This window comes from Teichococcus aestuarii, assembly GCF_003116135.1.
Lineage (GTDB): Bacteria > Pseudomonadota > Alphaproteobacteria > Acetobacterales > Acetobacteraceae > Pseudoroseomonas > Pseudoroseomonas aestuarii.
In genome coordinates, this window is the sequence record NZ_PDOA01000004.1 from 37134 (window position 1) to 51083 (window position 13950).

The 13950-nt window shown below is 72.0% G+C and carries 13 protein-coding genes; 7 read left to right on the forward strand and 6 right to left on the reverse strand.

Annotated features, from left to right (window positions below):
- Window positions 1–16 precede the first annotated feature (16 nt).
- Both thrS and infC read left to right on the forward strand, forming a co-directional pair.
- On the forward strand, window positions 17–1972 hold the full coding sequence (gene thrS, locus CR165_RS08000) for a threonine--tRNA ligase (protein WP_109516462.1): 1956 nt from the start codon (window positions 17–19) through the stop codon (window positions 1970–1972).
- Between the two features lie 80 nt (window positions 1973–2052).
- Window positions 2053–2565 (forward strand): translation initiation factor IF-3, encoded by a 513-nt coding sequence (infC, locus tag CR165_RS08005; RefSeq protein ID WP_109516463.1) that lies wholly within the window; start codon window positions 2053–2055, stop codon window positions 2563–2565.
- Window positions 2566–2668: 103 nt separating this feature from the next.
- Here the strand turns inward: infC and CR165_RS08010 are convergent, their stop codons facing one another.
- On the reverse strand, window positions 2669–3391 hold the full coding sequence (locus tag CR165_RS08010) for a DUF1028 domain-containing protein (protein ID WP_109516464.1): 723 nt from the start codon (window positions 3389–3391) through the stop codon (window positions 2669–2671).
- Between the two features lie 151 nt (window positions 3392–3542).
- Between CR165_RS08010 and guaA the strand changes: the two genes are divergently transcribed.
- Window positions 3543–5105: a glutamine-hydrolyzing GMP synthase gene (gene guaA / locus CR165_RS08015; protein ID WP_109516465.1), complete on the forward strand. Its 1563-nt coding sequence runs from the start codon at window positions 3543–3545 to the stop codon at window positions 5103–5105.
- A gap of 32 nt (window positions 5106–5137) precedes the next feature.
- Here guaA and CR165_RS08020 read toward each other — a convergent pair whose 3' ends face one another.
- Window positions 5138–6025 carry a LysR family transcriptional regulator gene (locus CR165_RS08020; RefSeq protein ID WP_109516466.1) on the reverse strand — a complete coding sequence of 296 codons (888 nt, stop codon included), beginning with the start codon at window positions 6023–6025 and terminating at the stop codon, window positions 5138–5140.
- 146 nt (window positions 6026–6171) lie between these two features.
- Here CR165_RS08020 and CR165_RS08025 point away from each other — a divergent pair, with 146 nt between their 5' ends.
- Entirely contained in the window at window positions 6172–6882 is a 711-nt protein-coding gene (locus tag CR165_RS08025; RefSeq protein WP_109516467.1) for a type 1 glutamine amidotransferase domain-containing protein, read from the forward strand.
- 64 nt (window positions 6883–6946) lie between these two features.
- Here the strand turns inward: CR165_RS08025 and CR165_RS08030 are convergent, their stop codons facing one another.
- Window positions 6947–7324 carry a winged helix-turn-helix transcriptional regulator gene (locus tag CR165_RS08030; protein WP_109516468.1) on the reverse strand — a complete coding sequence of 126 codons (378 nt, stop codon included), beginning with the start codon at window positions 7322–7324 and terminating at the stop codon, window positions 6947–6949.
- 100 nt (window positions 7325–7424) lie between these two features.
- Between CR165_RS08030 and CR165_RS08035 the strand changes: the two genes are divergently transcribed.
- Window positions 7425–8489, forward strand: coding sequence for an SDR family oxidoreductase (locus CR165_RS08035; RefSeq protein ID WP_109516469.1), 1065 nt, complete (start codon window positions 7425–7427; stop codon window positions 8487–8489).
- A gap of 193 nt (window positions 8490–8682) precedes the next feature.
- Complete coding sequence (locus CR165_RS08040; protein WP_109516470.1) at window positions 8683–10029, forward strand: PQQ-dependent sugar dehydrogenase; 1347 nt, start codon at window positions 8683–8685, stop codon at window positions 10027–10029.
- 9 nt (window positions 10030–10038) lie between these two features.
- Here the strand turns inward: CR165_RS08040 and CR165_RS08045 are convergent, their stop codons facing one another.
- Window positions 10039–11220 carry a multidrug effflux MFS transporter gene (locus CR165_RS08045; protein ID WP_109516471.1) on the reverse strand — a complete coding sequence of 394 codons (1182 nt, stop codon included), beginning with the start codon at window positions 11218–11220 and terminating at the stop codon, window positions 10039–10041.
- A 439-nt stretch (window positions 11221–11659) separates the two neighbouring features.
- Between CR165_RS08045 and CR165_RS08050 the strand changes: the two genes are divergently transcribed.
- Window positions 11660–12664 (forward strand): amino acid ABC transporter substrate-binding protein, encoded by a 1005-nt coding sequence (locus CR165_RS08050; RefSeq protein ID WP_109516472.1) that lies wholly within the window; start codon window positions 11660–11662, stop codon window positions 12662–12664.
- Between the two features lie 44 nt (window positions 12665–12708).
- Here CR165_RS08050 and CR165_RS08055 read toward each other — a convergent pair whose 3' ends face one another.
- Together CR165_RS08055 and CR165_RS08060 are read right to left on the reverse strand one after the other, a co-directional pair.
- A complete protein-coding gene (locus CR165_RS08055; protein ID WP_109516473.1) occupies window positions 12709–13644 on the reverse strand; it encodes a hypothetical protein in 936 nt (311 codons plus the stop codon).
- Window positions 13641–13916 carry an acylphosphatase gene (locus CR165_RS08060; RefSeq protein ID WP_109516474.1) on the reverse strand — a complete coding sequence of 92 codons (276 nt, stop codon included), beginning with the start codon at window positions 13914–13916 and terminating at the stop codon, window positions 13641–13643. Before CR165_RS08060 ends, CR165_RS08055 begins: the two co-directional genes overlap by 4 nt.
- Window positions 13917–13950 lie beyond the last annotated feature (34 nt).

Here is a 13950-nt window from a genome sequence, read left to right on the forward strand (position 1 = left end):
TGGGAATGGATTTCCGATGCCTGCGATCACGCTGCCCGACCAGTCCGTCCGCGTCTTCGACGAGGCGGTGACGGGCACCACCGTGGCCGCCGCCATCGGGCCCGGCCTCGCCAAGGCGGCGCTGGCCATGCAGGTCGATGGCGTGCTGCGCGACCTCTCCCACCGCATCGAGTCCGACGCCGCCGTGCGCTTCATCACGCGGCGCGACCCCGAGGCGCTGGAGATGATCCGCCACGACGCCGCGCATGTGCTGGCGGAAGCCGTGCAGGAGCTCTACCCCGGCACGCAGGTGACGATCGGCCCCGCCATCGAGGGCGGCTTCTACTACGACTTCGCCCGCAACGAGCCCTTCACGCCCGAGGACTTCCCGGCGATCGAGGCGAAGATGCGGGAGATCATCTCGCGGAACGCCGCCTTCGTGCGCGAGGAATGGCCGCGCGAGGAGGCGATCGCCTTCTTCGAGGCCAAGGGCGAGCGCTACAAGGCCGAGCTGATCCGCGACCTGCCGGTGGAGGTGCCGATCAGCATCTACCGCCAGGGCGAGTGGCTCGACCTCTGCCGCGGCCCGCACATGCGGAGCACGGGCGATATCGGCTCCGCCTTCAAGCTGATGAAGGTGGCCGGCGCCTACTGGCGGGGCGACCACCGCAACGCCATGCTCAGCCGCATCTACGCCACCGCCTGGCGCGACCAGAAGGAGCTGGACGCCCACCTGCACCAGCTGGAGGAGGCGGAGCGCCGCGACCACCGCAAGATCGGCAAGGAGATGGGCCTGTTCCACCTCCAGGAGGAGGCGGTGGGCAGCATCTTCTGGCACCCCAAGGGCTGGCGCCTCTACAGCCGGGTGCAGGACTACATGCGCCGCCGGCTGGACGCCGCCCTCTACCAGGAGGTGCGCACGCCGCAGCTGGTGGACCGCAAGCTGTGGGAGGCCTCCGGCCACTGGGAGAAGTTCCGCGAGAACATGTTCCTGGCGACCGTGGACGACGAGTCCGAGAAGGACCGCCTGCTGGCGCTGAAGCCGATGAACTGCCCCTGCCATGTGCAGATCTTCAACCAGGGCCTCCGCAGCTACCGCGAGCTGCCGCTGCGCATGGCCGAGTTCGGCGCCTGCCACCGCTACGAGCCCTCGGGCGCGCTGCACGGCATCATGCGCGTCCGCAGCTTCGTGCAGGACGACGCGCACATCTTCTGCTCGGAGGACCAGATCGCCGGCGAGACGGTGGAGTTCGTCGCGCTGCTCTCGGCGATCTACCGGGATTTCGGCTTCGAGAGCTTCCGCGTGAAGTTCTCCGACCGGCCGGAGAAGCGCGCCGGCGACGACGCCACCTGGGACCGCGCCGAGGGCGCGCTGAAGCAGGCCTGCGCCACCGCCGGCGTGGAGTACGAGCTGAACCCGGGGGAGGGCGCCTTCTACGGCCCGAAGCTGGAATTCGTCCTGCGCGACGCCATTGGCCGCGACTGGCAGTGCGGCACGCTGCAGGTGGATTTCGTGCTGCCCGAGCGGCTCGACGCCCAGTATGTGGGGGAGGATGGCAACCGCCACCGCCCCGTCATGCTGCACCGCGCCATCCTCGGCTCCTTCGAGCGCTTCCTCGGCATCCTGATCGAGGAGCATGCCGGGCGCTTCCCGCTCTGGCTGGCGCCCGTCCAGGTGGCGGTGGCCACCATCGTCGACGAGGCGGCGCCCTTCGCCCGCCAGGTGGCCGCCGCGCTGCAGAAGGCCGGGCTTGCGGTGGAGCTGGATCTGCGCAATGAAAAGATCAACCGCAAGGTCGTCGACCATATCGACCAGCGCGTGCCCGTGCTGGCCGTGATCGGCCGGCGCGAGGCGGAGGAGGGCAAGGTGGTGCTGCGCCGCCTGCCCGGGCGCGAGCAGGTGACGCTGACGCTGCAGGAGGCCGTGGCCACCCTTGCGGCGGAGGCAACGCCTCCCGATCTGAAAGAGCAGGCAATGGTTGCAGCAGCGTGACTGCTGCACCATAAGACTCACCCAAAGCGTTTCAACAGCGACAGGAGCCGACTCTGGCCCGAGGCCCTATTCCGAACCAATTGCCCGCCCGCGACGGACCGCGTGTGAACGAGGATATCCGCGTTCCGCAGGTGCGCCTGATCGACCAGGACGGCGAGATGCTCGGCGTGATGAGCGCGCGCGAAGCCCTGCTGCGCGCCTATGAGCTGGGCATGGATCTCCTGGAGATTAGCCCCAACGCCGTGCCGCCGGTCTGCAAGATCACCGACTACGGCAAGTACAAGTACGAGCAGCAGAAGAAGGCCAACGAGGCCCGCAAGAAGCAGAAGATCGTCGAGATCAAGGAAATCAAGGTTCGCCCGAACATTGATGACCATGATTACGACGTGAAGATGCGCGCGGCCAAGTCCTTCATCGAGGAAGGCGACAAGGTGAAGGTCACCCTGCGCTTCCGTGGCCGCGAGATGGCCCACCAGGACCTGGGCGTGAAGGTTCTGGAGCGCATCCGCACCGAGCTGGCCGAGCTGGCCAAGGTCGAGCAGATGCCGCGCCTCGAGAACCGCCAGATGATCATGGTGCTGGCGCCGCGCTGAGCGGCCCGCGCCCCATCCGAGCCGCCGGCCTTGTGCCGTCGCGAAGGCCCAGGGACATCGCCCCTGGGCTTTTTTTTTGCGCCCGGCCTTCCCCGTGCCCCCGTCAGCGGCGCGGGAAGCGCAGATCCAGCCCGCGCGCGCGCCAGCCGGCCTCGATCATCGCCTTGTCGATCAGCCCGGACGGGTCGGCCTTGCGCGGCGCGGTGGCCAGGCCCGGCGCCCGCTCCCGCCGCCAGACGCCGAGCAGGCGGCGCAGCTCCACCAGCGGCTCCGGATGGTCGTCCACCCGCAGGTCGATGTCGGGGAAGTCCTCCGTCGTCACCAGCTTCATGGCGGCCGATTGCCGGCCGCGCCGGTCGCCGCCCGCGGCCTCGCCGGCATCGAGCGCCAGCACCAGCCGCTCGGGCAGCAGCAGCCCGGTGCCGGCGCGGAAGGTGGCCGCCGTCTCCCCCACCACGGCCGGGTTGGCCAGCATGTTGCCGGCCACGCTGAAGCCGGGGCCGGATTGCGAGCCGGCCCATTCCACGCAGCTCTCGCCGGTCCAGGCGGCGGTGCGGCCCTGGCGGTCCACGGCGTGGATCTGGCGCAGCGCGCGGCCGTCGTCGCCGGCCAGCGCGCCCTCGATGGCGGCGGCGGGGGAGAGGCCGCGCGCCATGCCGTCCAGCACCGCCGGGCCGAGGTAGCGGTTGGTGAAGGACTGGGTCGAGACCGCGCCCACCCCCGCCCGCACATAGGGGCAGGAGGCACCGACCGCGAAGGCGCAGGTGGTGACGGCCACGGCGAAGGCGCCGGTTGCGGGATCGTGCGCCACGATCGACCAGGTCATTGGAGTTGTCGTCCCGTTGGAAAGTTCGCTTCCCAGCGTGGCGGCGGGCCCGCCGCCGATCAAGGGGCGGCCCGGCACCATATCGGTGCCGCAACCCTGCCGCGCCGCGCAAGAGCCTTGCCTCGGCGGTGCGGTTGTGGTGGAAGCCGGCATGGCCGACCTCTCCTCCCACGACCGCATCCTCATCCTCGATTTCGGCAGCCAGGTGACGCAGCTGATCGCGCGCCGGGTGCGGGAATCGGGCGTCTATTGCGAGATCTGGCCGTTCACGGCCGATGCCGCGCGCATCCAGGGCTTCGCCCCGAAGGGGATCATCCTCTCGGGCGGCCCGGCCAGCACCGTGGACGAGGGCAGCCCGCGCGCGCCGCAGGTGGTGTTCGAGATGGACATCCCCGTGCTCGGCATCTGCTACGGCCAGCAGACCATGTGCATGCAGCTCGGCGGGCTGGTCGAGAAGAGCGACCACCAGGAATACGGCCGCGCCTATGTCGAGGTGCAGGAGGATTGCGCGCTGACCCAGGGCCTCTGGTCCCCCGGCGCGCGCGAGCAGGTGTGGATGAGCCATGGCGACCGCGTGGCGCGGCTGCCGGAGGGGTTCCGCATCGTCGCCACCAGCCCCGGCGCGCCCTATGCCATGGTGGCCGATGACAGCCGCCACTTCTACGGCATCCAGTTCCACCCCGAGGTGGTGCACACGCCGCACGGCACCCAGCTGCTGCGCAACTTCACCCACGAGGTGTGCGGCTGCCAGGGCGACTGGACCATGGCCGCCTTCCGCGCCGAGGCCATCGCCCGCATCCGCGCCCAGGTGGGGGACGGCAAGGTGGTGTGCGGCCTCTCGGGCGGCGTCGATTCCTCCGTCGCCGCCGTGCTGATCCACGAGGCGATCGGCGACCAGCTCACCTGCATCTATGTCGACCACGGCGTGATGCGCGCCGGCGAGACCGAGCAGGTGGTGCAGACCTTCCGCGACCGCTTCAACATCAAGCTGGTGCACCGCGACGCCTCCGACCTGTTCCTCGGCCAGCTCGCCGGCGTCACCGACCCCGAGCTGAAGCGCAAGACCATCGGCCGGCTGTTCATCGAGGTGTTCGAGGAGGAGCAGGAGAAGATCGGCGGCGCCGACTTCCTGGCCCAGGGCACGCTCTACCCGGACGTGATCGAGAGCGTCTCGGCCACCGGCGGCCCCTCCGTCACCATCAAGTCGCACCACAATGTGGGCGGCCTGCCGGAGGACATGCGGATGCGGCTGGTCGAGCCGCTGCGCGACCTGTTCAAGGACGAGGTGCGCGCGCTCGGCCGGGAGCTGGGCATGCCGGAGGAGATCGTCGGCCGCCACCCCTTCCCGGGGCCGGGGCTGGCCATCCGCATCCCCGGCGAGGTGACGCGCGAGAAGGTGCAGATCCTGCAGAAGGCGGACAGCATCTATCTGGAGGAGATCCGCGCCGCCGGGCTGTACGACGCCATCTGGCAGGCCTTCACCGTGCTGCTGCCGGTGCGCACCGTGGGCGTGATGGGCGACGGCCGCACCTATGACAGCGCCTGCGCGCTGCGCGCCGTGACCAGCACGGACGGCATGACGGCCGATGTCTACCCCTTCACCATGGAGTTCCTGACGCGGGTGGCGGGGCGCATCGTCAACGAGGTGCGCGGCATCAACCGCGTCACCTACGACATCACCAGCAAGCCCCCCGGCACCATCGAGTGGGAGTGAGCGGCGCGGGGGCCTGAGCCCCCGCCCGCAGCTCAGCCGCCCCCGGCCAGCGCTCGCAGCAGGATGTCCCGCGCGAAGGCGACGCGCGGGTGCCGCAGCGCCGCCCGCGCCCAGACGAGGTAGAACTGGTTGCGCGGCACCTCCCGCGGCGCCGGGATCTCGGCCAGGCTGCCATCCCCGCGCTGCTCCCGCGTCAGGTAGCCGGGCAGCACGGACCAGCCGATGCCGGCGCAGAGGCTGGCGCGCAGCACTCGCAGGTCCGGCACCGTCACCGCCGGCAGCCGCTCCAGCACGATGTCGTTCGCCTCGAGCCAGCTGCGCAGCAGCGGGCGGTCGAGGTCGTAGGCGAGGTGGGGCACCGCCGCCAGCCCCTCGCGCAGCGTCGCCGCGGCGGCGATCCGCGCGGCGATGGCGGGCGCCGCCACGGCGCGCAGGTTCTCCTCGCCCACCCCCTGGCAGGCGAGGCGCGGATCCTCGGGCAGCGAGGCCGTCAGCCCGAGATGGACGCGGCCATCGAGCAGCATCTCGTACAGCGCCGCGCGGCCGCCGATATGCAGCCGCAGGTCCAGCCCGGCCTCCACCAGCGGCCCGAGGCGCGGCGCGACATGCTCGCCCAGATAGTCGGAGGGTGCTGCGATGTGGACGGTGCCCGACAGCCGCGCCGAGCGGGCGCGCGCCGTGGCCAGCGCCGCCTCCGCCGTATCCAGGCTGTTCCCAAGCGCGGCGGCGAGGTCGTCGGCGATCGCGGTCGGCTGTACGCCGCGCGGGCGCCGCTCGAACAGCCGGTGCGAGAGCTGCGCCTCCAGCGACGCCACGTGCTGCGACACCGCCGGCTGGCTCAGGCCGAGGGCGCGCGCCGCGCCGCTGAGCGAGCGGCGCCGGTAGACCTCGATGAAGGTGCGCAGCTGTGGCAGCGACATCGGGTTGCCATAAATGGATTTATGGCGGCTCGCCAGTTTCCTGGGATTTGCTGATGCCCGGCCTGCCCCATCTGGACGGCACGGACAGGACGCGGCCGGCGCGCCGTCCGCGCCGGCACACCCCCCCGACAACAGGAGACAGAGCGATGCCCCGCATCCTCATCGTGACCACCTCGGCCGACCGCATGACCCCCGGCACGGAGCCCACCGGCCTCTGGCTGGAGGAGCTGACCACCCCCTACTACGCCTTCCAAGACGCCGGCGCCGCGGTGACCCTGGCCTCGGTCGCGGGCGGCGCGGTGCCGGTCGATGCCCGCAGCCTCGCCGCCGAGGGGGAGGAGGAGGCGTCGGTCCGGCGCTACCGGCAGGACCCGGCGCTGCAGGCGGCGGTGGCTGCCACGCCGTGCTTCACCGAGATCGACCCCACGGGCTACGACGCGCTGTTCCTGCCCGGCGGGCACGGCACGATGTTCGACTATCCGGGCAGCGCGGCGCTGGCCGCGCTGGTCGAGCGCTTCGACCGCGAGGGGCGGGTCGTCGCCGCGGTCTGCCACGGCCCGGCGGGGCTGGTCTCCGCCCGCAAGGCGGACGGTACCCCCTTCGTCGCCGGCCGCCGGATCGCCGCCTTCACCGACAGCGAGGAGCGCGCGGTCGGCCTCGACCAGGCGGTTCCCTTCCTGCTGGAGAGCCGGCTGAAGGCGCTGGGCGCCCGGCACGAGGCGGGGCCGGACTTCCAGCCCTTCGCGCTGCGCGACGGCCGGCTGGTGACCGGCCAGAACCCGGCCTCGGCGGCGCCGACCGCGGCGCTGGTGATGGAGGCGCTCGGCGTGGCGGGCGCTGCGCCGCAGGCCCTGTGAGCCGCTGCGCCTGCGGACCGGCGCCGCGCCCGTGCCGCTGACGCGGTGAGGGCGGGGCGGCGCCTCACCGGCGGGCGGTGGGGCGCCGGGCCAGCTGGTCCAGCGCGTCCGCGTTTTCCCGCCCCCAGGCATAGAGCAGCTCGACCGGCGCCACGCAGCGCCGCCCCAGCGCCGTCAGCCGGTATTCCACCGCCGGCGGCACGCTGCCCTGCACATGCCGGGTCAGCAGCCCGCTCGCCTCCATCTCGCGCAGCGTCTGGGTCAGCATCTTCTTCGAGATGCCGGGCAGGCTGCGCAGCAGCACGCCGGTGCGCGCGGCGCCCTGGTGGCGGGCGTGCAGCGTGTGCAGCACCATGCTCGTCCACTTGGTGGCGAACAGCGCCAGCACGCGGCGCGGCGCGCAATCCTCCCGCCATTCCGCCTCGGGGCTGCCTTTGTCCATGGGTGGTTACCTTATGGTGACTATGTCCCAGATTGGTGCCGTCTGGACGCGCCTCAAGCCACCGCCCAGGTGAGGGGCGCATTTGGACCGGAGGCAGGACATGGCAGGCACGGCGCTGGTGGTCGGGGCGAGCGGCATCGTCGGCAACGCGGTGGCGGAACGGCTGCTGGAGGAGGGGTGGACGGTGCATGGCCTGTCCCGCCGCCCCGGCAGCGGCCCGGGCGGCATCCGTCCCGTCGCCGCGGATCTGCGCGACGCGGCGGGCACGGCGGCGGCGCTGTCCGGGCTGCGGCCGGAGGCGGTGTTCATCACCACCTGGCTGCGGCAGGCCACCGAGGCGGAGAACATCCGCGTCAACGCCGCCATGGTGCGCAACCTGCTGGACGCGCTGCGGCCGGGCGGCGCCACCCGGCATGTCGCGCTGGTCACCGGCCTCAAGCACTATCTCGGCCCGTTCGAATCCTACGGCAAGGGCGTGCTGCCCGAGACCCCGTTCCGCGAGGAGCAGGCGCGGCTCGACGTCGAGAACTTCTACTACGCGCAGGAGGACGAGGTCTTCGCCGCCGCCGCGCGGGACGGCTTCTCCTGGAGCGTGCACCGGCCGCACACCATCATCGGCATGGCGGTGGGCAACGCCATGAACATGGGCACCACCCTCGCCGCCTACGCCACGCTCTGCCGCGAGACGGGGCGGCCCTTCCGCTTTCCCGGCTCGGCCGCGCAGTGGAACGGCCTGACCGACATGACCGACGCCCGGCTGCTGGCCCGCCACCTGCTCTGGGCGGCGACCACCCCGGCGGCGCGCGACTTGGCCTTCAACGTGGTCAATGGCGACGTGTTCCGCTGGCGCTGGATGTGGGGGCGCATCGCCGGCTGGTTCGGGCTGGAGCCGGCGCCCTTCGACGGCACGGTGCATCCGCTGGAGCGGCAGATGGCGGAGGATGCCGGGACCTGGCGGGCGCTGGCCGGGCGGCACGGCCTGGCCGAGCCGGATCTCGGCCGGCTCGCTTCCCCCTGGCACACCGATGCCGATCTGGGCCGGCCGATCGAGGTGGTCACCGACATGTCCCGCAGCCGCCGCCTCGGCTTCCTCGACCAGCAGCCGACGGACGATGCCTTCCTGGACCTGTTCGCGCGGCTGCGCGCGGCGAGGCTGATCCCCTGAGGGGCCCGCGTGCGGAGGCGCGCCTTTGCAGGCCCGCGCGCGAAGGCGCGGCTTGGCAGGGTTTGCGGAGGCGCGGCCTGGTGTGGAGCCCGGCGGGGCCGCGCCTTTTTGAAGCCGGCCGCGCCACCGCTCCGGCACTGCCGGCGTTTCCTTCCGCGAGGGCCGAGGCCCGCAGCAGGAGGAAGCGCCGGCCATGACTCCAGCCAGAACCCCGCGCCATCGCGCGGCCCTGTCAGGGGCGGGGCGCCTCCTGCCGCTGGCGTTGCTGCTGCCGCTGGCCGCCTGCGGCGGCGGCGCCACCCTGCCGGAGGCCGCCGGCTACGGCCCGCACCCGCAGCTGCCCGAGCCGCGCCAGGGCCTGCTGCCCACGGTGAAGGTGGCCAAGGCCACCGGCTGGCCGGAGGGTGCCATGCCCACCCCCGCGCCGGGCTTCCGCGTGCAGCCCTTCGCCAGCGGGCTCGACCATCCGCGCTGGCTCTACGAACTGCCGAATGGCGACATCCTGGTGGCCGAGAGCAACGCGCCGCCCAAGCCCGAGGGCATGGGCGGCGGCCTCCGCGCCTGGGTGCAGGGCCTCATCATGCGCCGCGCCGGCGCTCGCACGCCCAGCGCCAACCGCATCACCCTGCTGCGCGACGCCGATGGCGACGGCCGTGCCGAGACCCGCACGGCCTTCCTGGAGGGGCTGAACTCCCCCTTCGGCATGGCGCTGGTGGGCAGCGACCTCTACGTGGCCAATGCCGACGCGGTGCTGCGCTTCCCCTACGCGCCGGGCGCCACCCGCATCGACGTGCCGGGCGAGAGGCTCTCCGAGCTGCCCGCGGGGCGCAACCACCACTGGACCAAGAGCCTGGTGGCCAGCCCGGATGGCGGCCGGCTCTATGTCGGCGTCGGCTCCAACTCCAACGTGGCCGAGCATGGCCTGGAGGAGGAGCGGGACCGCGCCGCCATCCTGGAGATCGACCGCGCCACGGGGGCGCGGCGCGTCTTCGCCTCGGGCCTGCGCAACCCGGTGGGGCTGGCCTGGAACCCGCAGAGTGGCGCGCTCTGGGTGGCGGTGAACGAGCGCGACGAGATCGGCGACGACCTGGTGCCGGACTACATGACCGCCGTGCGGCCGGGCGGCTTCTATGGCTGGCCCTACAGCTATTTCGGCCAGCATGTCGATGCGCGCGTCGCGCCGCAGCGGCCGGATCTGGTGGCGCGGGCCATCGCGCCGGACTACGCGCTGGGCGCGCACACCGCCTCGCTCGGCCTCGCCTTCCTGCCGGACGGGCGGATGGGGCCGGGCACGGCGGGGGCGGCGGTGGTGGGCCAGCACGGCTCCTGGAACCGCGACCCGCCGGCCGGCTACCGCGTCATCCTGGTGCCGTTCCGCGACGGGCGGCCGGAGGGCGCGCCGGTGGAGCTGCTCGCCGGCTTCCGCACGCCGGAGGGCGAGGCGCGCGGCCGCCCGGTGGGCGTGCTGCCCACCCGCGACGGCGCCCTGCTGGTGGCCGACGATGTGGGCAACGCCGTCTGGCGCCTCAGGCGGGAGTGAGGCGCGCGCTCAGCGCGCGCGCCCGGCGGGGGCGGGCCGCAGCCGCTCGGCCACCACCAGCGCCAGGGCGCCGGCCAGGATCAGCGCGGCCATCGGGCGCGCCGTGCCGTCGGCCAGCTGGCTGAGCAGCACGCCGCTGCACCCCGCCACGGTGAATTGCAGCGTGCCCATCAGCGCCGAGGCGGCGCCGGCCTGGTTGGCGTGGCGGCTGAGCGCGCCCACCGCCGCGTTGGGCAGCACCAGCGCCGAGGCGAACATCATGACGAAGACCGGCGCCAGCAGGCCGAGCCAGTGCGGCACGCCGAGGAAGGCCTGCGCCGCCATGACGAGCGCCGCGGCCAGGACCACCCAGCAGGCGCCGCGCACCAGCCGCCGGGCGCCGAAGCGCAGCAGCAGCGGCGGGTTGCACTGCGAGCCGACGATGAAGCCCGCCGCGTTGACGCCGAACAGGATGGCAAAGGTGGAGGGCGCCAGCCCGTACTGCCCGACGAACACCGCGGCCGAGCCGCCGACATAGGCGAACATCAGGAACATCGCCGCGCAGCCCATGGCGACATGGGAGTAGAAGCCGCGCTCGCGCAGCACCGCGATGTAGCGCAGCAGCATGGCGGCGGGGCCGAGGCGCAGGCGCCGCTCGGGCGGCAGCGTCTCCGGCAGCAGGCGCCAGACCAGGGTGGCGGAGATGACGGCATAGGCGGCGCTGAACCAGAAGATCGGCCGCCACGAGCCGAAGGCGAGGAACAGCCCGCCGATGCTGGGCGCCAGGATGGGCGCCGCGCCCATCACCAGCATCAGCCGCGACATCAGCTTCGCCGCCGCGTGGCCATCGGCCAGGTCGCGCACCACGGCGCGCGGGAGCACCATGCTGGCCGAGCCCCCGAAGGCCGCCACGCAGCGCCAGAAGGCCAGCGCCTCGATGTTCAGCGCCAGGGCGCAGCCGATGGAGCCGATGATGTAGACCACCAGCCCCGCCAGCAGCGGCCGGCGCCGGCCGAGCCGGTCGGCCAGGCTGCCCTGGACGATCTGCCCCACCGCGAGGCCCAGGAACCAGGCCGCCAGGGTCAGCTCGGCCGAGCCGTGCGGCGCGCCGAACTCGGCCTCGATGGTGGGGAAGGCCGGCAGGTACATGTCGATGGAGAGCGGGCCGATCGCGGTCAGGAAGCCCAGGAGCAGCGGGAGCCAGGACGGCATGAGGCGGATTCCGGCAAAGGCGGGACAGATGGACAAGGCGAGGCCGACACGGGCGGCGCGGCGCTCCGGCAGGGGAGGGCCACGCGGCGGGGGCGGTCAGGGAGGGGCGGGCCGCCGCACGGCGGGCCGGAGGGGGCGCCGGTCATGCGGCGCCGCAGCAAGGGGTAACGCCGCGCCGGGAAATTGGCCAGATCACTTTTCCGTGCAAGCCGTGGCGGCTGTATGATAGTGTGAATACGAAACGGTAGGCATAAATCCGGGCAGAACGATGATCCGGAAGGCATTCCCGTTTCCGTGTGCCTATTGTGGTGGCGATATCGCCTTGCCTCGGCTCGTTCCGCCATCAAAACTGCTTGTGGCGCCGGCGCTGGCCGCCGGCCGAAAAACCAGGGAGAGCACCGTGTTCCGTTCCGCTCTTGCGGCCATCGGCGGTTTCGCCATGGCTTCCGGCCTCGCCGTCATCACGCTTCTCGGCGCCACGCCCGCCCGCGCCCAGGCGGGCGCGGACACCGTCGCCGCCATCCGCGCCCGCGGCGCGGTGGTCTGCGGCGTCACCGGCACCACGGCGGGCTTCAGCCTGCCGGACAGCCAGGGCGTGATGCGCGGCCTGGACGCCGATTCCTGCCGCTCCGTCGCCGCCGCCATCTTCGGCGACGCCAGCAAGATCCGCTTCGTCAACACCACCTCGCAGAACCGCTTCACGGCGCTGCAATCGGGCGAGGTGGACCTGCTGGTGCGCAACACCACCTGGACCCTCTCGCGCGAGGCGTCGCTCGGCTTCGAGTTCGCCAGCATCAACTTCTATGACGGCCAGGGCTTCATGGTGAAGAAGGGGCTGAACGTGGCCTCGGCCCGGGCGCTCGACGGCGCCACGGTCTGCGTGCAGCCCGGCACCACCACCGAGCTGAACCTGGCGGACTACTTCCGCTCCAACGGCATGAAGTTCACCCCCGTGGTGATCGAGAGCGTCGAGGAGATCCGCACCGCCTTCAACTCCGGCCGCTGCGACGCCTACACCAACGACGCCTCCTCCCTCGCCGCCTTCCGCGCGACGCAGACCAACCCGGCCGACTACCTGCTGCTGCCCGAGATCATCTCGAAGGAGCCGCTCGGCGCCGTGGTCCGCAAGGGCGACTTCAAGTTCTTCGACATCGTTCGCTGGGCGCATTTCGCGCAGCTGACGGCGGAGGAGCTGGGCATCACCAGCCAGAACCTCGCCAGCTTCGCCGACAGCCCGAATCCCGACGTGCAGCGCTTCATGGGCAAGACCGGCGACCTCGGCAAGATGCTCGGCCTGCAGCCGGACTGGGCGGTGCAGATCGTCCGGCAGCTCGGCAATTTCGGCGAGATGTGGGACCGCAACATCACGCCCCTCGGCGTGCAGCGCGGCATCAACAACCTCTGGACCAAGGGCGGGCTGCAATACGCGCCGCCGATGCGCTGAGTCCGGGCCGCCGGGAGAGGGGGGCGGCCCTCTCCCGGGCCGGCTCAGCGGCCCGGATGCGCGGCCAGGATGTCGTCGAAGCGCTCGCGCCGCAGCCGCTCGTAGTGGCGGCGGTGGTGCGCGTCGATCTCCTGGAGCCGCGCTTCGGTCAACGGCGTGAAGTCGTAGGTCTCGCTCTGCGCCACCCGCATCTTGTCGAAGCCCATGGCGCGGAAATGCGCCGGCGAGAAGGAATTGCCCCGCTCGCCGATGTAGCGGCCGAAGGAGACCGTGGTCAGCACGCGGTACAGGCCGAGCTCCAGGCAGACGATGCTCTTGGCGGCATCCTGCGAGGAAGCCTCGCTGGCGATGGCGAGCGGGCGGAACAGCTCGAAGATGCGGCGGTGGTTGCGGGCGTTGTAGTCCACCCCTTCCAGGATGTCGTAATAGGGCTTCAGCCACGCCATCATCTGCCGCCAGGCGTGGCGGCGCAGGCCGAAGCCCCAGTGGTGCTCGAGCGGGATGTATTTCACCACCGGGCCCGGATAGTCCCGCCGGTGGTCGCCATAGGCGCCGAAATAGGCGATGCGCGGGAAGGGCGCGGTGATCTCGCGCAGCCGCTCCAGCGCGTAGAGGTACCAGGGGCCGAGTTCCAGGTCGTCCTCGAAGAAGTAGCCCAGCTCCGCGTCCAGCTCCTCGAAGACCAGCTTCTCGCCGCGCAGGATGTTGCGCGCCACGCCGAGATTGCCCTCGCTGCGCCGCACCTGCCCCTGGGGGAAGTGGCGGCGGAACAGCGCGACGCTGGCCTCGATATCCGCGTCCCGCGCCATGCGGCGGCCGCTGAGGGCGGAGATCGCGCCATCCTGCAGCAGGAACACCTTCGCGGGGTCGTAGCGCACCCCCTTCTGCCGTGTCAGCGACACGCAGACGGCCTCCAGATAGGCGGGCCGGTCGAAGGAATAGAGGATGATGGGCGTGTCGATCTGGAACATGCTGCTCATTGTGTTGCGGTCCGGCGAAATCCCGGCTCCGCTGGGGGATCTGCGAACTCTTCGGTGATCTCTTCGACGCGGGCGAGGGGCGGGCCGGCGCGGCAGGCGGTCAGCAGGCTGCCGACGGCGGCGGCGTCGCCGGCCACCAGGGCCTCGACGCTGCCATCGCGCCGGTTGCGCACCCAGCCCAGCACGCCGAGCCGCGTGGCCTCGCGGACCATCCATTCACGGTAGCCGACACCCTGCACCCGCCCACGGATGCGGACACGCTTGGCGTCCATGCTGTTCCTCCCTGCCCGTGGCCCGGCGCTTTCC